General features: G+C 64.5%; 20 protein-coding genes. 15 read left to right on the top strand and 5 right to left on the bottom strand.

The genetic code is table 11. From position 1 onward, the window contains the following. Window positions 1-146: 146 nt before the first annotated feature. Window positions 147-2,000, bottom strand: coding sequence for a sigma-54-dependent Fis family transcriptional regulator (locus JOY50_RS23120; RefSeq protein ID WP_132846782.1), 1,854 nt, complete (start codon window positions 1,998-2,000; stop codon window positions 147-149). Window positions 2,001-2,283: 283 nt separating this feature from the next. On the opposite strand from JOY50_RS23120, the gene JOY50_RS23115 reads away from it, so the two are divergent. The 6 genes from JOY50_RS23115 (at window position 2,284) to JOY50_RS23090 (ending at window position 9,180) form a co-directional block, all read left to right on the top strand. Continuing rightward, the gene (locus JOY50_RS23115; RefSeq protein WP_132846781.1) at window positions 2,284-3,339 is read left to right on the top strand and encodes an ATP-NAD kinase family protein; all 1,056 of its coding nucleotides are present in this window, start codon (window positions 2,284-2,286) and stop codon (window positions 3,337-3,339) included. Between the two features lie 22 nt (window positions 3,340-3,361). Further along, window positions 3,362-4,339, top strand: a complete 978-nt coding sequence (locus JOY50_RS23110; protein WP_016497852.1) for a thiamine pyrophosphate-dependent dehydrogenase E1 component subunit alpha — start codon at window positions 3,362-3,364, stop codon at window positions 4,337-4,339. A gap of 33 nt (window positions 4,340-4,372) precedes the next feature. Further along, entirely contained in the window at window positions 4,373-5,395 is a 1,023-nt protein-coding gene (locus tag JOY50_RS23105) for an alpha-ketoacid dehydrogenase subunit beta (RefSeq protein ID WP_243055914.1), read from the top strand. Further along, window positions 5,392-6,498, top strand: a complete 1,107-nt coding sequence (locus JOY50_RS23100; protein WP_243055911.1) for an acetoin dehydrogenase dihydrolipoyllysine-residue acetyltransferase subunit — start codon at window positions 5,392-5,394, stop codon at window positions 6,496-6,498. The genes JOY50_RS23105 and JOY50_RS23100 overlap by 4 nt, the downstream gene beginning before the upstream one ends. Before the next feature lie 276 nt (window positions 6,499-6,774). Beyond that, complete coding sequence (locus JOY50_RS23095) at window positions 6,775-8,508, top strand: C13 family peptidase (protein ID WP_132846779.1); 1,734 nt, start codon at window positions 6,775-6,777, stop codon at window positions 8,506-8,508. Window positions 8,509-8,535: 27 nt separating this feature from the next. Further along, window positions 8,536-9,180, top strand: coding sequence for an oxidoreductase (locus tag JOY50_RS23090; RefSeq protein WP_132846778.1), 645 nt, complete (start codon window positions 8,536-8,538; stop codon window positions 9,178-9,180). Window positions 9,181-9,227: 47 nt separating this feature from the next. On the opposite strand, the gene JOY50_RS23085 is transcribed toward JOY50_RS23090, so the two are convergent. From JOY50_RS23085 to JOY50_RS23070, 4 genes are all read right to left on the bottom strand, one after another. After that, on the bottom strand, window positions 9,228-9,515 hold the full coding sequence (locus JOY50_RS23085; protein ID WP_019472371.1) for a YceK/YidQ family lipoprotein: 288 nt from the start codon (window positions 9,513-9,515) through the stop codon (window positions 9,228-9,230). Next, window positions 9,512-10,141 (bottom strand): flavin prenyltransferase UbiX, encoded by a 630-nt coding sequence (gene ubiX, locus JOY50_RS23080; RefSeq protein WP_243055910.1) that lies wholly within the window; start codon window positions 10,139-10,141, stop codon window positions 9,512-9,514. The genes JOY50_RS23085 and ubiX overlap by 4 nt, the downstream gene beginning before the upstream one ends. Continuing rightward, a complete protein-coding gene (mpl, locus tag JOY50_RS23075) occupies window positions 10,138-11,487 on the bottom strand; it encodes a UDP-N-acetylmuramate:L-alanyl-gamma-D-glutamyl-meso-diaminopimelate ligase (RefSeq protein ID WP_243055908.1) in 1,350 nt (449 codons plus the stop codon). Before mpl ends, ubiX begins: the two co-directional genes overlap by 4 nt. Before the next feature lie 66 nt (window positions 11,488-11,553). Next, window positions 11,554-13,623 (bottom strand): sigma-54-dependent Fis family transcriptional regulator, encoded by a 2,070-nt coding sequence (locus JOY50_RS23070; RefSeq protein WP_243055907.1) that lies wholly within the window; start codon window positions 13,621-13,623, stop codon window positions 11,554-11,556. Window positions 13,624-13,878: 255 nt separating this feature from the next. On the opposite strand from JOY50_RS23070, the gene JOY50_RS23065 reads away from it, so the two are divergent. From JOY50_RS23065 to JOY50_RS23025, 9 genes are all read left to right on the top strand, one after another. Beyond that, a complete protein-coding gene (locus JOY50_RS23065) occupies window positions 13,879-15,399 on the top strand; it encodes an aldehyde dehydrogenase family protein (protein ID WP_019472367.1) in 1,521 nt (506 codons plus the stop codon). Window positions 15,400-15,636: 237 nt separating this feature from the next. Then, entirely contained in the window at window positions 15,637-17,085 is a 1,449-nt protein-coding gene (gene eat / locus JOY50_RS23060; RefSeq protein ID WP_132846775.1) for an ethanolamine permease, read from the top strand. 46 nt (window positions 17,086-17,131) lie between these two features. Then, window positions 17,132-18,526 (top strand): ethanolamine ammonia-lyase subunit EutB, encoded by a 1,395-nt coding sequence (locus tag JOY50_RS23055; RefSeq protein ID WP_019472365.1) that lies wholly within the window; start codon window positions 17,132-17,134, stop codon window positions 18,524-18,526. Window positions 18,527-18,534: 8 nt separating this feature from the next. After that, on the top strand, window positions 18,535-19,353 hold the full coding sequence (eutC, locus tag JOY50_RS23050; RefSeq protein WP_243055905.1) for an ethanolamine ammonia-lyase subunit EutC: 819 nt from the start codon (window positions 18,535-18,537) through the stop codon (window positions 19,351-19,353). A gap of 107 nt (window positions 19,354-19,460) precedes the next feature. Further along, the gene (locus JOY50_RS23045; protein ID WP_016484718.1) at window positions 19,461-19,919 is read left to right on the top strand and encodes a GNAT family N-acetyltransferase; all 459 of its coding nucleotides are present in this window, start codon (window positions 19,461-19,463) and stop codon (window positions 19,917-19,919) included. 269 nt (window positions 19,920-20,188) lie between these two features. After that, the gene (locus tag JOY50_RS23040) at window positions 20,189-20,836 is read left to right on the top strand and encodes a DedA family protein (RefSeq protein WP_019472362.1); all 648 of its coding nucleotides are present in this window, start codon (window positions 20,189-20,191) and stop codon (window positions 20,834-20,836) included. A 20-nt stretch (window positions 20,837-20,856) separates the two neighbouring features. Next, window positions 20,857-21,672, top strand: a complete 816-nt coding sequence (locus tag JOY50_RS23035; RefSeq protein WP_132846772.1) for a zinc-dependent peptidase — start codon at window positions 20,857-20,859, stop codon at window positions 21,670-21,672. 92 nt (window positions 21,673-21,764) lie between these two features. Continuing rightward, window positions 21,765-22,292, top strand: coding sequence for an inorganic diphosphatase (gene ppa / locus JOY50_RS23030; protein WP_016484715.1), 528 nt, complete (start codon window positions 21,765-21,767; stop codon window positions 22,290-22,292). 185 nt (window positions 22,293-22,477) lie between these two features. Further along, window positions 22,478-22,725: helix-turn-helix transcriptional regulator (locus JOY50_RS23025; protein ID WP_243055904.1), on the top strand; the 248-nt coding region annotated here is incomplete at its 3' end.

The raw sequence follows: 22,725 nt of genomic DNA, 5'->3' as shown, positions 1-22,725 counted from the left end.
GGACGTGTTCCGGGGTTTTTTATTGCCTGCCGGGGCCTCATCGCCGGCAAGCCAGCCCCCACAGGCACTGCACATGGCTTGAGGCCGATGCGATCGGGGTGGGAGCTGGCTTGCCGGCGATTGGGCTGCGGCACAGCCCCAGGCCCCTACCCCTTCATCCGCGGCATCTCGATGTGGTGCTCGTGCACACGCCGATACAAGGTAGCCCGCGAAATACCCAACGCTCGCGCCGCATCGGCCGGCTTCCAGCGATGGCGGATCAGTGCATCCAGCAACAACTGCCGCGCCGGGCACGATACGCCACTGTCACTCGAAACGACTGCCTCGCCCCGCACCTCCTGCGGCAAATCCTGCAACTGCACCTGCCCGCCTTCACTCACCGCACAGGCATAACGCAACACCTGCCGCAGTTGGCGCAGGTTCCCCGGCCAGCGATAAACCAGCAACGCCTGCAGCGCATCATCGGCCAGCACCACCTCGACCCCACAGGCTTGGGCTTCTTCGGCCAGCAACTGGTGGATCAGCCCTAAGCGGTCCTCGCGCTCACGCAAGGGCGGCAGCTCGAAGCGGGCATTGGCCAGGCGGAAGTACAAATCCTCACGAAACCGCCCATCCTTCACCATCGCCACCAAGTCGCGGTGGGTGGCGCAGATCACCTGAATGTCCACGCGCTCGCGCCGTGCAGCACCCAACGGCGCCACTTCGCCTTCGGCCAGCACGCGCAGCAGGCGGGTTTGCAGGTTCAGCGGCATGTCGCCGATTTCGTCAAGGAACAGGGTGCCGCCATCGGCCTGCTGCAACAGCCCCTGCATGCCTTTGCTGGAAGCCCCGGTAAAGGCCCCGGCTACATAGCCAAACAGTTCGCTCTCGATCAGGTTTTCCGGGATGGCGGCGCAGTTCAGGGTGACAAATGGCCCGTCGCGGCGCTGGCTTTGCTGGTGAATCTGGCGGGCAAACACTTCTTTGCCGACCCCGGTTTCGCCTTGTACCAGCACCGCCAGGTTGCAGTCCTTGACCCGCGTGGCCAGCCGCAAATGCTGCTCGATGCGGGCGTCCTGGGCCTGATGCAAGGGCTGCACGCGCTGCCGCTGCTGCGGGGCGCTGACGCGGCCATACAGCCCGCCCAGGCCCGGCAGGCGCTGGGCGGACGACGTGTTGACGCGCCGTAGCTGGCCCATGTCGAACAGTTCACCAATGTGCTCAGGCAAGCGCCCCAGGTGCTGCACCAGCCGCCGCCGCGCCAGGCTGTTGATGGCCTGCAAGCGGCCGTCGGCATCCCAGGCCAGCAGGTAGTCGGGCTGGCTTTCGACGTAACCCGGTGTGCCATGGGCGCGCATCACCCAGTGGCCTTGGGCACTGTGCATGAAGAAGGCGTTTTCGATTTCACGGGCAGTCTGCTCGACCAACTGGCGGATCAGGTGCTGGCTGCGGCGGTCGTCCGGTGACTGCAAGGCCGACACATCCACCACCCCCAGCAACTCGCCCTGCGGGTCGAACACCGGCGCCGCGGTGCAGGTCAGGCCGATGAAGGCTGCGCGGAAGTGATCGCGCTTGTGCACCGTGACCGGGGCCTTGCTGGTCAGCACCGCCGCTACACCGCAGGTGCCCTCCTCGCCCTCCGACCAGCAGGTGCCCAGGTACAGCCCGGCCTTGCGGCAGTCATTGCGGATGGCCGATTCGACCCGGTAATCGATGGTGCGCCCCTGGGCATCGGTCAGCAGCACGCAGTAGTCGGCGCCGCGCACCCGTTCGTGCAGGCGTGCCACGGCATCGCTGGCGATGCGCAGAAACAGCTCGGCGCGTTCGCGGCATTCGTTGAGCAGGCTTTGGGACAGGATACGCGGCCCCTGCTGGGACCCGGGGTCGAGGCGGTACAGCTCCATGGAACGGCGCCATGAATCGAGGATCAGCGCTGGCACCGGCGCCTGTGGCAGGCGGTCGGCGTTCTTCAGCACCCGGCTGACGCAGTCGACATGGGCTCGGGAGTTCGCGGCAAGCATTCAGGCCCTCCGGTTCTCGTTGCTGTTTTTATCGTTGTCCGGCCATTAAGCGCTTCCGCGCATGCCCCGACAAGCACTGTGTGATTACCGGCCGGCTTGAGACGCTGCGTCTCAGCGTCTCGCCAACCCAGGCCCCGCGCTGGCACCCGGGGTCTCGCCAGCATCGCAATGAGCACTTGCTTGAACGCAACAAAACCGCTCTGGCGCGGCCATTTCAGCCACCCCATGAAAAGCTGGCACCGCGCTTGCTCCTGCCCTTGCAAACAAAAATACGAGGTGCGCCATGCCGCTACCCGCCCCGACCGTCGGGATCATTGCCAACCCTGCCTCTGGCCGCGACCTGCGCCGCCTGACTGCCAATGCCGGGCTCTATTCGAGCACCGACAAGGCCTCGGCGATCCAGCGCCTGCTGGCGGCTTTCGGCGCCACCGGTATCGGCCAGGTGCTGCTGCCCAGCGACATGACCGGCATAGCCGCCGCCGTGCTCAAGGCCAGCCAGGGCCCGGGCGCCCGTGACCAGCACTGGCCGGCCATCGAAATACTCGACCTGCCGCTGACCCAGACTGTTGCCGATACCCGCCTGGCCACCCGGCGCATGGTCGAGCGTGGCGTGGCGATGATCGCCGTGCTCGGTGGTGACGGCACCCACAAGGCGGTCGCTGCGCAGGCCGGCGACGTACCGCTGCTGACATTGTCCACCGGCACCAACAATGCCTTCCCCGAACTGCGTGAAGCTACCAGTGCGGGCCTGGCCGGCGGCCTGCTCGCCAGCGGCCAGGTACCGGCCAGCATCGGCCTGCGCCGCAACAAGCGCCTGCTGGTGAAGGTGCCCGAGCAACAGCTTGCCGAATGGGCCCTGGTGGAAGTGGCGGTATCGCCCCAGCGCTTCATCGGTGCCCGTGCACTCAGCCGCAGCGAAGACTTGAGCGAAGTCTTTGCCTGCTTCGCCGAGCCCCATGCCATTGGCCTGTCAGCCTTGTGCGGGCTGTGGTGCCCGGTGTCGCGCCAGGACCCGCACGGCGCCTGGGTACGCCTGAACCCCGCGGCTGAACAGGCGCTGCTCGCCCCCTTGGCGCCCGGCCTGCTGCAAGGCTGCGGCATCACCGCCAGCGGCCCGCTGATGCCCGGCGTCGCCCATCGCCTGAGCCTGGCCAGCGGCACCCTGGCCCTGGACGGCGAGCGCGAAATCGAATTCGCCGAGCACGACACGCCCACCATCACCCTCGACCACCAAGGCCCGCTAAGCGTGGATGTCGAGGCCGTCCTGGCGCATGCCGCCCGCCATCACCTGCTGGCCGTGCCGCGCGGCCACCGGCTGCACCCTGCAAACCCGCGTTGAGACAACCCTGGAGAACAACAAGATGTCCAATCAACTCAGTACCGAACAACTGCTGCATGCCTATGAAGTGATGCGCACCATCCGCGCCTTCGAAGAACGCCTGCACGTGGAATTCGCCACGGGCGAGATCCCCGGCTTCGTCCACCTGTATGCCGGCGAAGAAGCCTCAGCCGCCGGGGTCATGGCCCACCTGCGCGACAGCGACTGCATCGCCTCGACCCATCGCGGCCATGGCCACTGCATCGCCAAGGGGGTGGATGTGTACGGCATGATGGCCGAGATCTATGGCAAGAAAACCGGCGTGTGCGGCGGCAAAGGCGGCTCGATGCACATTGCCGACCTGGAAAAAGGCATGCTCGGCGCCAACGGCATCGTCGGCGCCGGTGCACCGCTGGTGGCCGGGGCGGCATTGGCAGCCAAACTCAAGGGCCGTGATGACGTGTCGGTGGCGTTCTTCGGCGATGGCGCTTCCAACGAAGGCGCCGTATTCGAGGCCATGAACATGGCGTCGATCATGAACCTGCCGTGCATCTTCGTGGCCGAGAACAACGGCTACGCCGAGGCCACCGCCTCCAACTGGTCCGTCGCCTGCGACCACATTGCCGACCGCGCAGCCGGCTTCGGCATGCCGGGCGTCACCATCGACGGCTTCGACTTCTTTGCCGTGTACGAGGCCGCCGGGGCCGCCATCGAGCGCGCCCGTGCCGGGCAAGGGCCGTCGCTTATCGAGGTCAAGCTCAGCCGCTACTACGGCCACTTCGAAGGCGATGCGCAAACCTACCGCGCCCCGGATGAAGTTAAGAACCTGCGCGAATCACGCGACTGCCTGATGCAGTTCCGCAACAAGACCACCCGCGCCGGCCTGCTCACTGCCGAGCAACTGGACGCCATCGACGCGCGCATCGAGGACCTGATCGAAGACGCCGTGCGCCGCGCCAAGTCCGATCCCAAGCCACAGCCCGCCGACCTGCTCACCGACGTCTACGTCAGCTACCCCTGAGCCGCGGATTACAAGAACAACAGGAGAACCACCATGGCAAGAAAGATCAGCTACCAGCAGGCCATCAACGAAGCCCTGGCCCAGGAAATGCGCCGCGACAACACGGTGTTCATCATTGGCGAAGACGTTGCCGGCGGTGCCGGTGCACCCGGCGAGGATGACGCCTGGGGTGGCGTGCTGGGCGTGACCAAGGGCCTGTACCACCAGTTCCCCGGCCGCGTGCTGGACGCACCGCTGTCGGAAATCGGCTACGTCGGCGCTGCCGTCGGTGCCGCCACCCAAGGCCTGCGCCCGGTGTGCGAACTGATGTTCGTGGACTTCGCCGGCTGCTGCCTGGACCAGATCCTCAACCAGGCCGCCAAATTCCGCTACATGTTCGGCGGCAAGGCGGTCACCCCGCTGGTGATGCGCACCATGTACGGCGCTGGCCTGCGTGCGGCGGCCCAGCACTCGCAGATGCTCACCTCGCTGTGGACGCACATCCCCGGCCTGAAGGTGGTGTGCCCTTCTTCCCCTTACGATGCCAAGGGCCTGCTGATTCAGGCGATCCGCGACAACGACCCGGTGATCTTCTGTGAGCACAAGCTGCTGTACAGCATGCAGGGCGAGGTGCCGGAAGAGGTGTACACCGTGCCGTTCGGTGAGGCCAACTTCCTGCGTGATGGCGACGATGTGACCCTGGTCACCTATGGCCGCATGGTCCATGTAGCACTTGAAGCCGCCAACAACCTGGCCCGCCAGGGCATCGACTGCGAAGTGCTGGACCTGCGCACCACCAGCCCGCTGGATGAAGACAGCATTCTTGAAAGTGTGGAAAAAACCGGCCGCCTGGTGGTGATCGACGAAGCCAACCCGCGCTGCTCGATGGCCACCGACATCAGCGCGCTGGTGGCGCAGAAGGCCTTCGGCGCACTCAAGGGCCCGATCGAGATGGTCACTGCACCGCACACCCCGGTGCCGTTCTCCGATGCCCTGGAAGACCTGTACATCCCTGACGCGGCGAAGATCGAAGAAGCCGTGCGCAAGGTGATCGAAGCCGCAAGGAGTGCCGCATGAGCCAGATCCATACCCTGACCATGCCCAAGTGGGGCCTGTCGATGACCGAAGGCCGGGTGGATACCTGGCTCAAGCAGGAAGGTGACGAAATCAACAAGGGTGACGAGGTGCTGGACGTCGAGACCGACAAGATCAGCAGCAGCGTCGAAGCCCCGTTCAGTGGCGTGTTGCGCCGCCAGGTGGCCAAGCCGGATGAAACCCTGCCAGTGGGCGCGTTGCTGGCCGTGGTGGTGGAAGGCGAAGCCGAAGAAGCCGAAATCGATGCGCTGGTGCAGCGCTTTCAGGCCGAGTTCGTCGCCGAGGGGGGCGCCGATCAGGCCCCGGGGCCGGCCCCACAGAAGGCAGACGTTGGCGGCCGCCTGCTGCGCTGGTTCGAGCTGGGGGAAGGCGGCACGCCGCTGGTGCTGGTGCACGGTTTTGGCGGCGACCTCAACAACTGGCTGTTCAACCACCCGGCGCTGGCTGCCGAACGCCGCGTGATCGCCCTGGACCTGCCGGGGCACGGCGAGTCGGCCAAGGCCCTGCACCGGGGCGACCTGGATGAACTGAGCGAAACCGTGCTGGCCCTGCTCGACCACCTGGACATCGCCAAGGCCCACCTGGCGGGCCATTCCATGGGCGGCGCGGTAAGCCTCAACGTGGCACGCCTGGCGCCGCAACGGGTGGCGAGCCTCAGCCTGGTCGCCAGTGCCGGCCTGGGCGAAGCGATCAACGGGCAGTACCTGCAGGGCTTCGTCGCCGCCGCTAACCGCAACGCCCTCAAACCGCAGATGGTGCAACTGTTTGCCGACCCGGCGCTGGTCACCCGGCAAATGCTGGAGGACATGCTCAAGTTCAAGCGCCTGGAAGGTGTTGATGACGCCTTGCGCCTGCTGGCATCAGCCATTGCCGACGGCGACCGCCAGCGCCACGACCTGCGCGGGGTGCTAGGGCAGCATCCGGCGCTGGTGGTGTGGGGCGGCAAGGACGCGATCATCCCGGCCAGCCATGCCGAAGGCCTGGAGGCAGAAGTACTGGTGCTGCCCGAGGCTGGGCATATGGTGCAGATGGAGGCGGCTGAAGAGGTGAACCGCAGGATGGTGGAGTTTTTGCGGGGGCATTGAAGGGGGGAGGTGCATGACTTGGGGTGGCGTTGAGACATAGATGTGCATGCCTCGGTTTTTTCAGCGCCTGTAATATCGAGCGCCGCGCGGGCGGCGCTCGATCTCACAGGAGATGAACAACTAAAGGCATGCGCCTGTCTGCCCACCCTCGATCCCTCGACATTCACCTCGCAGCCATCTCGCCGCGCCGGCCTGTTGTCTCATCTGCTTATGCCCTATCTGTCTCGGCCCCTTATTCTGCGTCATACTCGGCAGACCTATTGCCCGGTCCTCGCCATGCGTCCACTGCTCCCCATTACCCTGGTCCTGCTGCTCGCCGCCTGTGGCGATGGCGAATCGCTGCTTGCGCCGGACGCACGCCTGCCCGACGGGGGGCGTTACCGGGGGCAGGTGGTTGATGGCCTGCTGCAGGGCGAGGGCCGTATCGACTACCCCAACGGCAGCTGGTACGCCGGCGGCTTCAAGGACGGCCAGTGGCATGGCCAGGGCGAATGGCATGGCCAGAACGGCGAGGTTTACCGTGGCCAGTTCGCCGAGGGGCTGTTCCAGGGGCTGGGCGACCTGACCACCCCGGGCAGCCACTACAGTGGCACCTTCAAGCACGGCCGCCGCGACGGCGAAGGCACGCTCAAACAAGCCGACCAGACCTACCGCGGCCAGTTCAAGGACGACCTGTACGAAGGCGCCGGCGAGCTGGAGCTGGCCGACGGTAGCCGCTACCAAGGCCTGTTCGCCAAGGGCAAGCCCAACGGCGCCGGGGTGCGCAGCGATGCCAGCGGCAACCAGTTCAGCGGGCGCTTCGTCAACGGCCAGCTGCAAGGCGGTGGTACTTACGACAGCGTCGACGGCGAGCAATACATCGGTGAGTTCAAGGACAACCGCCTGGAAGGCCGTGGCCGCTACGAAAACGCCGATGGCGATGTATGGATCGGCGAATTCAAGGACGGCTCGCTGATGGGTGAAGGCGAACTGCTGGGCAGCGACGGCAGCCACTACAAGGGCGAGTTCATCGACTGGCGCCTGTCGGGCCGGGGCAGCCTGCAACTGGCCGACGGCAGCACCTACGTCGGCGGCTTCCTGAACGATGCCTACCATGGCCATGGGCAGCTGACCTTGCCCGGCGGCCAGGTCGAAGGTGGCACCTGGGCCAACGGTGTGCGCGTACGCGACCAGAAAGGTAAGCTGCTGCCCGACCCACTGGACCTGGCCCTGCTCAACCAGGGCCGGCTGCTGGAAGAGTCGCTGGCCCGGGTACCGCGCTCAACGCCGCCCATCCAGCTGTACAGCCTGGTGGTGGCCGGCGATGGCCAGCAAAGCGTGTTCCTGCGCGAAGCCGACTACGTCAGCAACATGCTCAAGGTGCGCTTTGGCGCCCGCGGCCAGGTGACCCTGGTCAACCACCGTGACCACATGGCCACCCGCCCCATGGCCACCCGCGAGAACCTCACCCGCGCCGCCAGCACCCTGGCCGAACGCAGCGGCCCCGAAGACCTGGTGTTCATCTACTTCACCAGCCATGGCAGCCAGGACCACCAGTTGGTGCTCGACCAGCCGCGGCTGCAACTGGCCGACCTTTCTGCCGACGAACTGGCCACCGCCCTGGCGCCACTGAAGAACCGCGACAAAGTGATCGTCATATCGGCTTGCTATTCAGGGGGCTACATCGCCCCGCTCAAGGATGAGCGCACGGTGATCATGACTGCCGCTCGTGCCGACCGCGTGTCCTTCGGGTGCTCGGAAGAAGCCGACTTCACCTACTTTGGCGATGCGCTGTTCGCGCAAGCACTGAACCAGACCGACGACCTGAAACAGGCGTTTGAACTGGCCCGAGCCAGCGTTGCCGAAAGAGAACAAAGGGAAGGCTTCGAGGCTTCGGAGCCGCAGCTGTGGGCACCGCCAGCCGTACTTGAACACTGGCAGCACCTGCGCCGGCAACAGGCCGAAGAAGCATTGCGTAACGCCGCACAAGCCAACGTGGGGGTACAGGCAAAAACGCCTGGCAGCCACTAGAATTGTGTGTAACAAGGGAGAGACATCATGTATTTGACGCCTCAGCATGTCCTGCTTGCCGGTGCCACCGGCCTGACCGGTGAACACCTGCTGGACCGCCTGCTCAACGAACCCACCATCACCCGCGTACTGGCGCCTACCCGCCGGCCGCTGGCTGAGCACCCGCACCTGGAAAACCCGGTGGGCGACCCGGCGGTATTCCTTCCACAGCTGGCCGGGCGGGTCGACATCGCCTACTGCTGCCTGGGCACCACGCTGAAGCAGGCCGGTTCCGAATCGGCCTTCCGCGCAGTGGACCTGGACATGGTAGTGGCGTTCAGCAAGCGTGCCCGGGAGATGGGCGCGCGGCATCTGCTGGTGGTCAGTGCGCTGGGCGCCGACCCGAAATCGTCGATTTTCTACAACCGGGTGAAGGGCGAGATGGAAGAGGCGCTCAAGGCCCAGGACTGGCCGCAGCTGACCATCGTGCGGCCGTCTTTGCTGCTGGGCGAGCGGATCGAGCCACGGCTTGCGGAACAACTGGCTTCGCCGTTTTCCAGGTTGATACCCGGCAAGTACCGGGGGATCGAGGCTTGTACCTTGGCCCGGGCCTTGTGGCGGCTGGCGCTGGAGGAAGAGGACGGGGTGCGGATTGTGGAGTCGGATGAGCTTCGCAAGTTGGGCAAGATATAAACTTTACCTGAAGGTGCCTGTTCGCGGGCAAGCCCGCGAAAGGGCCGTCACAGGCCGCCGGTGGCCTGGAAGCCGACACCGGCCGCAGTCAGCAATGACAACGGCAACAACAGCGTATCGAGCAACATGCTGCCGGGCAGGTCCAGGCCTGGATAGGCCGGTGCATCAGCCCCGTAATGATCGCGCGGGCAGCACCCGCCATTGATCACGTACAAATCCAGCCGGGTACCGGCATACACCACCGGGGCCCCTGGCTTGGCGGCATCCAGCGTGCGCACCGTGGCGCAGCCTCCCAGCATCACCAGCGCCGCCACACCCAACAGCGCTCGCTTCAATCATCCACCCCGAAGTGGTGCTCGCCCCACCGCGGCAACATGTCCTGGGGAATGGCAAGCAGGTTGAGAATGCGCGCCACGACAAAGTCGACCAGGTCGTCGATGGTCTGCGGCTGGTGATAGAAGCCGGGCGCCGCCGGCAGGATCACCGCGCCCATTTGCGACAGCTTGAGCATGTTCTCCAGGTGGATGGTGGAGAACGGCGCTTCGCGCGGCACCAGGATCAGCTGGCGCCGCTCCTTGAGGGTAACGTCAGCAGCGCGTTCGATCAGGTTGTTGCAGGCACCGGTGGCAATCGCCGAAAGCGTACCGGTGGAACAAGGCACCACCACCATCGCCGCCGGGGCGCCGGAGCCTGAGGCTACCGGCGACATCCAGTCTTCCTTGCCGTACACACGGATCTGCCCATCGGCGGCGCCGGTGTATTCGGTAAGAAATGCCTGCATCGCCTGGGGCTTGGCCGGCAGCACCACGTCGGTCTCGGTGGCCATCACCAGTTGCGCGGCCTTGGAGATCAGGAAATGCACCTCGCGGTCCTCGCGCACCAGGCAATCGAGCAGGCGCAGGCCATACTGGGCGCCCGAGGCGCCGGTCATGGCCAGGGTGATGCGTTCCGACCCGCTCACTTCAGGGCCTCGGCCAGCTTGCCGTGCAGGCCACCAAAGCCGCCGTTGCTCATGATCACCACGTGGGTGCCCGGGCGTGCCTGGCCTTTGACCCGCTCGATGATCGCGTCGAGGCTGTCGGCCACCACGCTCGGTACCTTGCACTTCGCAGCGGTTGCCGCCAGGTCCCAGCCGAGGTTGGCCGGCGCGTACCAGATCACCTGGTCGGCGTCGTTGACGCTTTCCGGCAGACCGTCACGGTGGGCGCCAAGCTTCATCGAATTGGAGCGGGGCTCGATCACGGCAATCACCGGCGCCTCGCCAACGCGCTTGCGCAGGCCGTCGAGGGTGGTGGCGATGGCGGTCGGGTGGTGGGCGAAGTCATCGTAGATGGTCACGCCCTGCACTTCGGCAACCTTCTCCATGCGCCGCTTGACGCTCTTGAAGGCGCTCAGGCCTTCGATACCCATGGCCGGCACCACGCCGACATGTCGGGCCGCTGCCAAGGTGGCCAGGGCGTTGGCAACGTTGTGCTGGCCAGTCATTGCCCAGTCCACCACGCCCTGCGCCTCGCCCTCGAACAGTACTTCGAAACGCGAGCCGTCGGGGCTGAGCAGGCGCGCCTGCCACTGGCCACCTTCGCCGGTCGTCTGCACCGGGGTCCAGCAACCCATGCCGATCACCCGCTCCAGCGCTTGCTCGGTGGTGGGGTGAATGACCAGGCCTTCGCCGGGAATGGTGCGCACCAGGTGGTGGAACTGCCGCTCGATCGAGGCCAGATCCGGGAAGATGTCCGCATGATCGAACTCAAGGTTGTTGAGGATCGCGGTACGTGGGTGGTAGTGGACAAACTTCGAGCGCTTGTCGAAGAAGGCGCTGTCGTATTCGTCGGCTTCGACCACGAAGAACGGCGTATCGCCCAGGCGTGCCGACACCGAGAAGTTCTGCGGCACACCGCCAATCAGGAAGCCCGGGCTCATGCCGGCATGTTCCAGCACCCACGCCAGCATGCTGCTGGTGGTGGTCTTGCCATGGGTGCCGGCAACGGCCAGTACCCAGCGGCCTTGCAGCACGTGGTCCGCCAGCCATTGCGGGCCGGAAACATAGGGCAGGCCCTTGTTCAGCACGTACTCCACTGCCGGGTTGCCACGCGACATGGCATTGCCGATGACCACCACGTCTGGCGCCGGGTCCAGCTGGGCTGGGTCATAGCCTTGAGTCAACTCGATGCCCTGGGCTTCGAGCTGGGTGCTCATCGGGGGATAGACGTTGGCGTCCGAGCCGGTGACGCGATGGCCAAGTTCCTTGGCCAGCACCGCCAGCGAGCCCATGAAAGTGCCGCAAATACCGAGAATGTGAATATGCATGGTCGACCTCGCAAAACATCGAGGCAGGGTAGCCCAGGGCGCGACAAATCGCACCCGCTGTTTCGCTCAGCCAGCTCTGGTGATGCCGTGTTTGCGCAGTTTTCGATACAAGGTATTACGGCTGATGCCCAGGTGCTCGGCGACGCGGGTCAGATGCCAGTGTTTTGCCTCCAGGGTCGCCAGCAGCGCGTGGCGCTCGGCCTCTTTCAACGCTGCCGGCCCTATCGCCGGCAAGCCAGCTCCCACAGGTGCAGCGTCAGCTTCGAAAGCCCTGTTTACCCTGTAGGTGCAACTGCCTTCTAGCGCCTGTTCTGGCCTTGTCGCCGGCAAGCAGGATCCCCCTGGATTTACAAATGGCTTGAAGCCAGTGTGGCCGGGGTGGGAGCTGGCTTGCCGGCGATCGAGGGCAAAGCCCTCGCGGACGATGGCGGGGAGGTCCGAGAACATGATTCGGGCATCTTCGCAAAGCGCCACCAGGGTACGCAGCACATTGCGCATCTGCCGCACGTTCCCCGGCCAGGCGAAGTCGAGCAGTGCCTCCCGCGCCCTGGGTTCGATATCGACACGCTGCCCCTGCGCCTCCTGACGCAACAGAAAGTCCAGCAACTGCGCCTTGTCACTGCGATCGCGCACCGCAGGTAACGCCACCTCCAGGCCATTCAGGCGGTAATACAGGTCCTCGCGGAAACTGCCCTGCGCCACCCGCTCCAGCAGGTCACGGTGGGTAGCGCTGACAATGCGCACGTCAACCCCTTGCGGTTCACCACCGATCGGTACCACCTGGCGCTCTTCCAGCACCCGCAGCAGGCGGGTTTGCAGGGCCAGCGGCATGTCGCCGATCTCGTCCAGCAGCAAGGTGCCGCCGTCAGCCTGCAACAGCTTGCCGCGCATGCCTTCCTTGCGCGCGCCGGTAAAGCTGCCGCCGCGGTAACCGAACAGCTCGCTTTCAATCAGGCTCTCCGGGATCGAGGCGCAGTTGATGGCGACAAACGGCTTGCCGCGCCGTTCACTGGCCTGGTGCACGGCCTGGGCGAAAGCCTCCTTGCCACAGCCGGTCTCGCCGCGCAGCAACAACGGCACGTCGCGCTCGAACACCCGCACGCAGCGGCGAAAGTCGTTTTGCAACGCCGGGTCGAGCAGGCAGATGGCCGGTTCCACATCGCGCACGGGCTGGCGGTGGGCGGTGGGCACAGACCACACCGGCGTACGTGCCTGGCCGCGCACGCTGGCGAACACTTGGCGGCCGTCCACCGCGCGTAGCGGCCAGACCGTACTGCCTGCGGGCATGGCGCGGTTGAACAACTCGTCGTGGCTGCAGGCAAAGAAGCGCTGCACGGGTTTGCCCAGCACGCCACCGCGCACGGTACCCAGCAGGTTCAGCGCACTCTGGTTCGCCGCGCAGATGCGCCCGTCACCGTCGAAGGCCAACAAACCTTCGCTGAACAGGCCGACCGACTCGGCCTGCAGGTGGAAACGCAGCAGCCACTGCTGCTCGAAATGGCGCAGGAAATAGCAGCTTTCGATCATCTTCGCCGAAAGGTTGACCAATGCCATGGTGTGGAACTGGCTCTGGCGCGAAACATCGGGCCGGGCCGACGACACATCAAGCACCGCCAGCAGTTCGCCATGGGGGTCGAACACCGGGCTGGCCGAGCAGGTCAGGCCGGTATGGCGGCCACGAAAGTGCTCGTTCTGGTGGATGGTCAGCGCCTGGCGCTCGACCAGGCAGGTGCCGATGCCGTTGGTGCCCTCGCGCGCTTCGCTCCAGTCGGCGCCCAGCCACAGCCCGGCACGCTCGAAGCTGCGCCGCTCGGTGGGTGCGCTGACGCAATTGAGGATCACCCCGCGAGCGTCGGTCAGCAGTACCGCGTGGCCGGCCCCGGAAAGCTGCTGGTGCAGGCTGTTCATTTCAGGGTCGGCAATTTGCAGCACCTGACACAAGCGCTCGCGGCTTTCCAGCAGGCGCCCGTGCTCGAGCACCACCGGGGCCGCGATCACAGCAGGGTCGAGGTGGTAGTCCTCCAGGCAACGCAGCCAGGAGCGGGCGATGGACGGGTCACTGCCGCCCTCCCCGGCCCCGCCATGGGCAACGGTATGGACTTGCTGGGCATGGCGACTGAAAGGGTTGCTCTGCATTGTTGTAGTTCTCCGCAGATAGAGAGTCTGGTCAGCATCCTCCACCCGGGAAGCCTTTGCAATGCACCCGGCCATGACGTGTCGCAAATGGCACAAAGTGTCACCCCTGCGTGTACCGCCGCTGGCACAGCAGCCGTTTACCGGTCCCAGACAACTGGCCCAAGTCATTGATTTGCCTGGCGTGCGAAACGCTGGCCCAACCTTTGCTCTACGCTTCTCAACTCCCCAACAAACATAACAGCCAGGAGACACACCATGCGTTACGCACATCCCGGTACCGACGGCGCGAAGGTTTCCTTCAAGAACCGCTACGGCAACTACATCGGTGGCGAGTTCGTAGCTCCGGTCAAGGGGCAGTATTTCGAAAACACCTCCCCGGTGAATGGCAAACTGATCGCCGAATTCCCCCGCTCCACTGCCGAAGACATCGATAAAGCGCTCGACGCCGCCCACGCCGCTGCCGACGCCTGGGGCCGCACGTCGGTGCAGGACCGCTCCAACGTGCTGCTGAAGATTGCCGACCGCATCGAGCAGAACCTTGAACTGCTGGCCATTACCGAAACCTGGGACAACGGCAAGCCCATCCGCGAAACCCTCAACGCCGACATTCCGCTAGCCGTCGACCACTTCCGCTACTTCGCCGGTTGCATCCGCGCCCAGGAAGGCGGCGCTGCCGAGATCAACGAAGGCACCGTGGCCTATCACATCCACGAGCCGCTGGGCGTCGTCGGGCAGATCATCCCGTGGAACTTCCCCATCCTGATGGCTGCCTGGAAGCTGGCGCCTGCGCTGGCCGCCGGTAACTGTGTGGTGCTCAAGCCTGCCGAGCAGACGCCACTGGGCATCACCGTGCTGCTGGAAGTGATCGGCGACCTGCTGCCACCTGGCGTACTCAACGTAGTGCAAGGCTATGGCCGCGAAGCCGGTGAAGCCCTGGCCACCAGCAAGCGTATCGCCAAGATCGCCTTCACCGGTTCTACCCCGGTTGGCTCGCACATCATGAAATGCGCAGCCGAAAACATCATCCCGTCCACCGTCGAGCTGGGCGGCAAGTCGCCGAACGTGTACTTCGAAGACATCATGCAGGCAGAGCCAAGCTTCATCGAGAAGGCTGCCGAGGGCATGGTGCTGGCGTTCTTCAACCAGGGCGAGGTGTGCACCTGCCCGTCGCGCGCCCTGGTGCAGGAGTCGATCTACCCGCAGTTCATGGAAGTGGTGATGAAGAAGGTGCTGCAGATCAAGCGCGGCGACCCGCTGGACACCGACACCATGGTTGGCGCCCAGGCTTCGCAGCAGCAGTTCGAGAAGATTCTTTCGTACCTGCAGATTGCCCAGGACGAAGGCGCCGAGCTGCTGACCGGCGGCAAGGTCGAGAAGCTGGAAGGCTCGCTGGCCACCGGTTACTACATCCAGCCGACCCTGCTCAAGGGCAACAACAAGATGCGCGTGTTCCAGGAAGAAATCTTCGGCCCGGTGGTCAGCGTCACCACCTTCAAGGACGAAGCCGAAGCACTGGCGATTGCCAACGACACCGAGTTCGGCCTGGGGGCCGGCGTGTGGACCCGTGACATCAACCGTGCCTACCGCATGGGCCGCGGCATCAAGGCTGGCCGCGTGTGGACCAACTGCTACCACCTGTACCCGGCGCATGCGGCGTTTGGCGGGTACAAGAAGTCCGGTGTTGGCCGTGAGACCCACAAGATGATGCTCGACCACTATCAGCAGACCAAGAACCTGCTGGTGAGCTACGACATCAACCCGTTGGGCTTCTTCTAAATCCGGGATGGCCTCGGGGGCTGCTTTGCAGCCCATCGCGACGCAAGGCCGCTCCTACAGGGACCGCACTGATCTCGAAAACTGTGCAGTACCTGTGGGAGCTGGCTTGCCGGCGATGAGGCCGGACCTGCATCACTCAACCCCCGGGGCACCAACCGCTCTGGCTCGCTTCCTGCAGTACCCATCACCATCGGCCCGGGTCCCTTCCGGCCACCAAGAAAAAGAACAGGTGAATCTATGCCAAGCGATCATTCCGCCGGCTCGCCGGCAGGCTCTTCCGTCGACTTCGAAAAAGTCGGATCGGACTATTTCCAGCAACGTGAACTGAAAAAAGGCGCGGCCGGCTGGGTACTGCTGGTTGGCCTGGGCGTGGCCTATGTCATCTCCGGCGACTACGCCGGCTGGAACTTCGGCCTGGCCCAGGGCGGCTGGGGCGGCATGTTCCTCGCCACCTTGCTGATGGCCACCATGTACCTGTGCATGTGCTTCTCGCTGGCCGAACTGTCGTCGATGATCCCCACCGCAGGCGGCGGCTACGGCTTTGCCCGCAGTGCGTTCGGCCCGTGGGGCGGTTTTCTGACCGGCACGGCGATCCTTATCGAATACGCTATCGCACCGGCCGCCATCGCGGTGTTCATTGGTGCCTACTGCCAGTCGCTGTTCGGTATCGGCGGCTGGATGATCTACCTGGCCTTCTACATCGTGTTCATCGGCATCCACATCTTTGGGGTGGGTGAGGCGTTGAAGCTGATGTTCATCATCACCGCCATCGCCGCCATCGCCCTGGCAGTGTTCCTGATAAGCATGGTGCCCCATTTTGATGCAGCCAACCTGTTCGACATCGCCAAAACGGACGCAGTAGGCGCCAGCAGCTTCCTGCCGTTCGGCTATGTCGGCGTGTGGGCGGCGATCCCTTACGCCATCTGGTTCTTCCTTGCCGTCGAAGGCGTGCCGCTGGCTGCCGAAGAAACCAAGAACCCCAAGCGTGACCTGCCACGCGGCCTGATCGGCGCCATGCTGGTACTGCTGGCCTTCGCCCTGCTGATCCTGGTGGTCGGCCCTGGCGGCGCCGGCTCCGAAGCGCTGAAGGCATCCGGCAACCCGCTGGTCGAAGCGCTGTCCAAGGCTTACGGCGGCAGCACCTGGATGGGCGGCTTCGTCAACCTGGTCGGCCTGGCAGGGCTGATCGCCAGCTTCTTCTCCATCATCTACGCCTATTCCCGGCAGATCTTCGCCTTGTCCCGCGCCGGCTACCTGCCGCGCAAGCTGTCGGAAACCAACAAAAGCAAAGCCCCGGTACTGGCCCTGATCATCCCCGGCATCATCGGCTTTGCCCTGTCGCTGACAGGCCAGGGCGACTTGCTGATCCTGGTGGCGGTGTTCGGCGCTACGCTGTCCTATGTGCTGATGATGGCCGCGCACATCACCCTGCGCATCCGCCGGCCGAAGATGGAGCGCCCGTACCGCACCCCCGGTGGCATCTTCACTTCGGGCGTGGCGCTGGTGCTGGCGTGCATCGCCGTGGTTGCCGGCTTCCTGGTCGACCCACGGGTGGTGATTGGCGCCGCAGTGATTTATGCGGTATTGATTGCCTACTTTGCTTTCTACAGCCGCCACCACCTGGTCGCGGGCACGCCGGAAGAGGAATTCGCCGCCATCCAGCAGGCCGAAGAGGCCTTGCACTGATTGCCGCCACCCGCCGCGGGGCAACCCGCGGCTCTGGAGATTCTGTATGGCAAGTTTCGTACACACGGTAGGCCACCTGGTCTACCGCTTCGACAGCCTCAAGGACGTGATGGCCAAGGCCAGCCCGGCACGCTCGGGGGACTTCCTGGCAGGCGTCGCGGCCAGCAATGACGGCGAGCGTGTCGCCGCGCAAATGGCGTTGGCCAATATCCCGCTGACCCACTTCCTCAATGAAGCCCTTATCCCTTACGAAGCCGATGAAGTCACCCGGCTGATCATCGACACCCACGACGCCCAGGCCTTTGCCCCGGTCAGCCACCTGACCGTGGGCGGCCTGCGCGACTGGCTGCTGAGCGAAGAGGCCACTGAAGACAGCCTGCGCGCCTTGGCGCCGGGGCTTACGCCAGAAATGGCTGCGGCGGTGTCGAAGATCATGCGCGTGCAGGACTTGGTGCTGGTGGCGCAGAAGATCCGCGTGGTCACCCGGTTCCGCGGCACCATGGGTTTGCGCGGGCGCTTGTCTACCCGGTTGCAGCCCAACCACCCCACCGACGAGCCGGCCGGTATCGCCGCCAGCATTCTCGACGGCCTGCTGTACGGCAATGGCGACGCGATGATCGGCATCAACCCGGCCACCGACAGCATCGCCTCGATCTGTGCCCTGCTGGAAATGCTCGACGCCATCATCCAGCGCTACGACATCCCCACCCAGGCCTGCGTGCTGACCCATGTCACCACCTCGATCGAGGCGATCAACCGTGGCGTGCCGCTGGACCTGGTGTTCCAGTCCATTGCCGGCACCGAGGCGGCCAACGCCGGCTTTGGCATCAACCTGAACGTGTTGCAGGAGGGTTACGAAGCGGGCCTGTCGCTGAAACGCGGCACCCTCGGGCAAAACCTGATGTATTTCGAAACCGGCCAGGGCAGCGCACTGTCAGCCAACGCCCACCATGGCGTCGACCAGCAAACCTGCGAGACCCGCGCCTATGCCGTGGCCCGCCACTTCAAGCCGTTTCTGGTCAACACCGTGGTCGGTTTCATCGGCCCGGAGTACCTGTACAACGGCAAGCAGATCATCCGCGCGGGCCTGGAAGACCACTTCTGCGGCAAGCTGCTGGGCGTGCCGATGGGCTGCGACATCTGCTACACCAACCACGCCGAAGCCGACCAGGACGACATGGACACCCTGCTGACCCTGCTGGGGGTGGCCGGGATCAACTTCATCATGGGCATCCCCGGCTCCGACGACATCATGCTCAACTACCAGACCACCTCGTTCCACGACGCGCTGTACGCGCGCCAGACCCTGGGCCTGAAGCCCGGGCCGGAATTCGAGGCATGGCTGGCCCGCACCGGCATCTTCACCCAGGCCGATGGCCGGGTGCGCTTTGGTGACAACCTGCCACCGGCCTTTCGCCAGGCCTTGGCACAGCTTGCATAGGGATGACCATGGACCATCGCACGCCTACCCCCGACAACCCTTGGCTGGCCCTGCGCAACCTGACCCCGGCGCGCATCGCCCTGGGCCGCGCCGGCACCAGCCTGCCGACCGGGGCGCAGCTGGACTTCCAGTTCGCCCATGCCCAGGCCCGCGACGCCGTGCACCTGGCCTTCGACCATGCCGGCCTGGCTAGCCAGCTGAGTGACCGCGGCCGCGAAAGCCTGGTGCTGCACAGCGCCGCCAGTGACCGCCACCAGTACCTGCAACGCCCGGACCTGGGCCGGCGCCTGAACGAAACGTCGATTGCCACCCTGCGCCAGCACGCCCAGGCCAACCCCGGCGGCGTCGACCTGGCCATTGTGGTCGCCGATGGCCTGTCAGCCCTGGCCGTGCACCGCCACACTCTGCCGTTCCTGACCCGCTTCGAAGAACAGGCAGCCGCCGACGGCTGGACCAGCGCCCCGGTGGTGTTGGTGGAGCAGGGCCGCGTGGCGGTGGCCGACGAGGTCGGTGAACTGCTGGGCGCCCGGATGACCGTGATGCTGATCGGCGAGCGCCCGGGGCTGAGCTCGCCCGACAGCCTTGGCCTGTATTTCACCTACGGGCCAAAGGTCGGCCTGACCGATGCCTACCGCAACTGCATTTCCAACATCCGCCTGGAGGGGTTGAGCTATGGCATGGCGGCGCACCGCCTGCTGTACTTGATGCGCGAAGCCTGCCGGCGCCAGCTTTCAGGGGTGAATTTAAAGGACGAAGCCGAGGTCCATAGCCTGGAAACCGAACACACCAGCAACCAGAAAGGCAACTTCCTGCTGGGCAAAGGGTAAAAAACCTGTCACGGAAGGCGGATTGCACTTGTGACCTGCATTGGGCAGGATGCCCTTGAAAGCTGCTGGCATTCCGCTGTTTCCCCAATGGACTCTGAGGGCCGCACATGCGCATCATCAAGGCAACCCTGGAACACCTCGACCTGCTCACGCCACTGTTCGTCAAATACCGTGAGTTCTACGGGCAGCTACCCTACCCCGACAGCTCGCGCAGCTTCCTGGAAAAGCGCCTGAAGCGGGATGAATCGGTGATCTACCTGGCACTTCCCGATGATGACGACAGCAAGTTGATGGGCTTTTGCCAGCTTTACCCAAGCTACTCGTCGCTGTCGCTCAAGCGCGTGTGGATTCTCAATGACATCTACGTGGCCGAAGACTCGCGGCGCATGCTGGTCGCCGACCACCTGATGCGTGAAGCGAAGAAAATGGCCAAAGAGACCAACGCCGTGCGCATGCGGGTGTCGACCAGCGCGGACAATGAAGTAGCACACAAGACCTACGAATCGATCGGGTTTCGTGAAGATACCGAGTTCAAGAGCTACATCCTGCCCATCAGCCAGGATTGACCCGCATACCTGTACCGGCCTCATCGCCGTCAAGCCAGCTCCCACAGGTTGACCACTACCTCAGGGCAGTAGTTGACCTGTGGGAGCTGGCTTGACGGCGATGAGGCCGGTACAGTCGATACAACTATCCAGGCCTTTCACCGTAACCCCCCGCTACAAACTCCCCGGGCATGATCCTCACTTCGCCGTATAATGCCCCACCTGTCATGTGTGAAAATTTACCCATCCCCAGGTAACCCAGCCTACGCCCAAGAACACAGGTGCTGTACATGGATTTCAACCCGTTGGACCTTATCCTGCATCTCGATGCCTACCTCGATCTGCTGGTCACCAATTACGGTCCCTGGATCTACGCCATCCTTTTCACCGTGATCTTCTGCGAAACCGGGCTGGTGGTAATGCCCTTCCTGCCGGGCGACTCGCTGCTGTTCATCGCCGGCGCCGTAGCGGCGGGCGGCGGTATGGACCCGGTGCTGCTGGCTGGCCTGTTGATGGCTGCCGCCATCCTGGGCGACAGCACCAACTACGTGATCGGCCGAACAGCCGGCGAGCGGTTGTTCAACAACCCCAACTCGAAAATTTTCCGCCGCGACTACCTGCAGCGCACCCACGAATTCTATGAACGCCATGGCGGCAAGACCGTGACCCTGGCGCGTTTCCTGCCCATCCTGCGCACCTTCGCACCGTTCGTCGCCGGCATCGCGCACATGCATTACCCACGTTTCCTGGGCTTCAGCGTTGCCGGTTCGCTGCTGTGGGTCGGCGGCCTGGTCACCCTGGGCTACTTCTTCGGCAACGTGCCATTCATCAAGCAGCACCTGTCGCTGATGGTGGTGGGCATCATCGTCCTGTCGCTGGTGCCGATGATCCTCGGCCTGTTGCGCGGCCGCCTGGGCCGTGCGGCCAAGGCTCACTGAACACTCAGAGAACAGCAGGCATGTGGTCGTTCAGCGCCTGGCGGCGCAAGCGCGCACTGGCGCGCTACCCCATTGAGCCAAAGCAGTGGCAGGCCGTGCGCGAGCGCCTGCCCATGCTGGACGGCATCAGCGACGACGAAGACCACTGGCTGCGCGAAGCCTGCATCCTGTTCCTGCTCGACAAGCACCTCACCTGCTTGCCAGGCGTTGAACCCGACGACGAGCAGCGCCTGTTGCTGGCCGCCCAGGCGCAGCTGCCGCTGCTGCACCTGGGTGATCTGAACTGGTACCAGGGTTTCCACGAAATCATCCTGTACCCCGACGACTTCAAGAGCCCCCAGCGCCACCGCGATGCCAGTGGCGTGGAGCACGTGTGGGACGGCGAGCACAGCGGCGAGGCCTGGCAACAGGGGCCGATCATCCTGGCCTGGAACGGCGTGCTGGCCAGCGGTGGCTGGGAGGCCTATAACCTGGTCATCCATGAGCTGGCGCACAAGCTGGACATGCTCAATGGCGATGCCAACGGCCTGCCCCCGCTACACAGCGGCATGCCGGTGGATGAGTGGGCAACGGCCATGCAGCAGGCCTACGACGACCTCAACCGCCAGCTGGACAACAACCCCGACGCCGAAACCGCCATCGACCCGTATGCCGCAGAAAACCCGGCGGAGTTCTTTGCCGTCACCAGCGAATACTTCTTTAGTGCCCCCGACCTGCTGCACCAGGCTTATCCGTTGGTCTACCACCAGTTGTCGCAGTTCTACCGGCAAGACCCGCTGGTGCGGCTGCACCGGCTGCAGGCCGAACACCCCGAATACCGCGAAAGCCACGCCTGACGGGGCCGCACATCAGGCCAGGCGTGGCATGCCCCGGCAGAATGTGCCTATAATCGCCGCCACTTTTTGGTCAAACACGGGGGCACTGCCCAATGAGCTACAGCAAGATTCCGGCGGGCAAAGACCTGCCGAACGACATCTACGTCGCCATCGAAATCCCGGCCAACCACGCGCCGATCAAATACGAGATCGACAAGGACAGCGACACCCTGTTCGTCGACCGTTTCATGGCCACCCCGATGTTCTACCCAGCCAACTACGGTTTCATCCCGAACACCCTGGCTGACGACGGTGATCCGCTGGACGTGCTGGTGGTTACCCCTTACCCGGTAGCGCCAGGCTCGGTTATCCGCGCCCGTCCGGTTGGCGTGCTGAACATGACCGACGACGGCGGCGGCGACGCCAAGGTCATCGCTGTTCCTCACGACAAGCTGTCGCAGCTGTACGTCGACGTGAAGGAATACACCGACCTGCCAGCCCTGCTGATCCAGCAGATCGAGCACTTCTTTGCCAACTACAAAGATCTCGAGAAGGGTAAGTGGGTCAAGATCGAAGGCTGGGATGGCGCTGACGCCGCCCGTGCCGCGATCACCAAATCGGTTGCTGCCTACAAAGGCTGATACCGGTTGTAATAAAAACCCGCCTCGGCGGGTTTTTTTTTGCCCGAAACGGCGACAACGCCTTTATCGGTAAAAAGTCCTACGCAGTCCTACACCAACGCCCTACAAACAGGCATTTTTCGTACAAATTCCGTCAACAACCGGTTCATTTCCTTGTGGGTAACGCGTCGCTAAACTCGCCCCCCATGAACACGTCCGGCGACCGCCTCAAAGCCCTTCTCCACGAATGTGGCCTGTCCCCTTCCGCTTTCGCCGCTCAGCGCAGCGTCACACCGCAGCACGTCAACAACTGGTTCAAACGCGGCGTGCCCCTGGCCCGGCTGGACGAACTGGCCGACCTGTTCTGTGTGTATAGGCGTTGGCTGCGCACGGGCGAAGGGCCAAAACACCCAATCCCGATCCAGCGCAACAACCCGCCACACCAGGCCCCCAT

Origin of the sequence: Pseudomonas sp. BP01 (assembly GCF_022760795.1) — a bacterium.
Taxonomy (GTDB): Bacteria; Pseudomonadota; Gammaproteobacteria; order Pseudomonadales; family Pseudomonadaceae; genus Aquipseudomonas; species Aquipseudomonas putida_Q.
The sequence above is the reverse complement of the archived record's forward strand: the minus strand, read 5'-3'. Positions and strand labels throughout refer to the sequence as shown.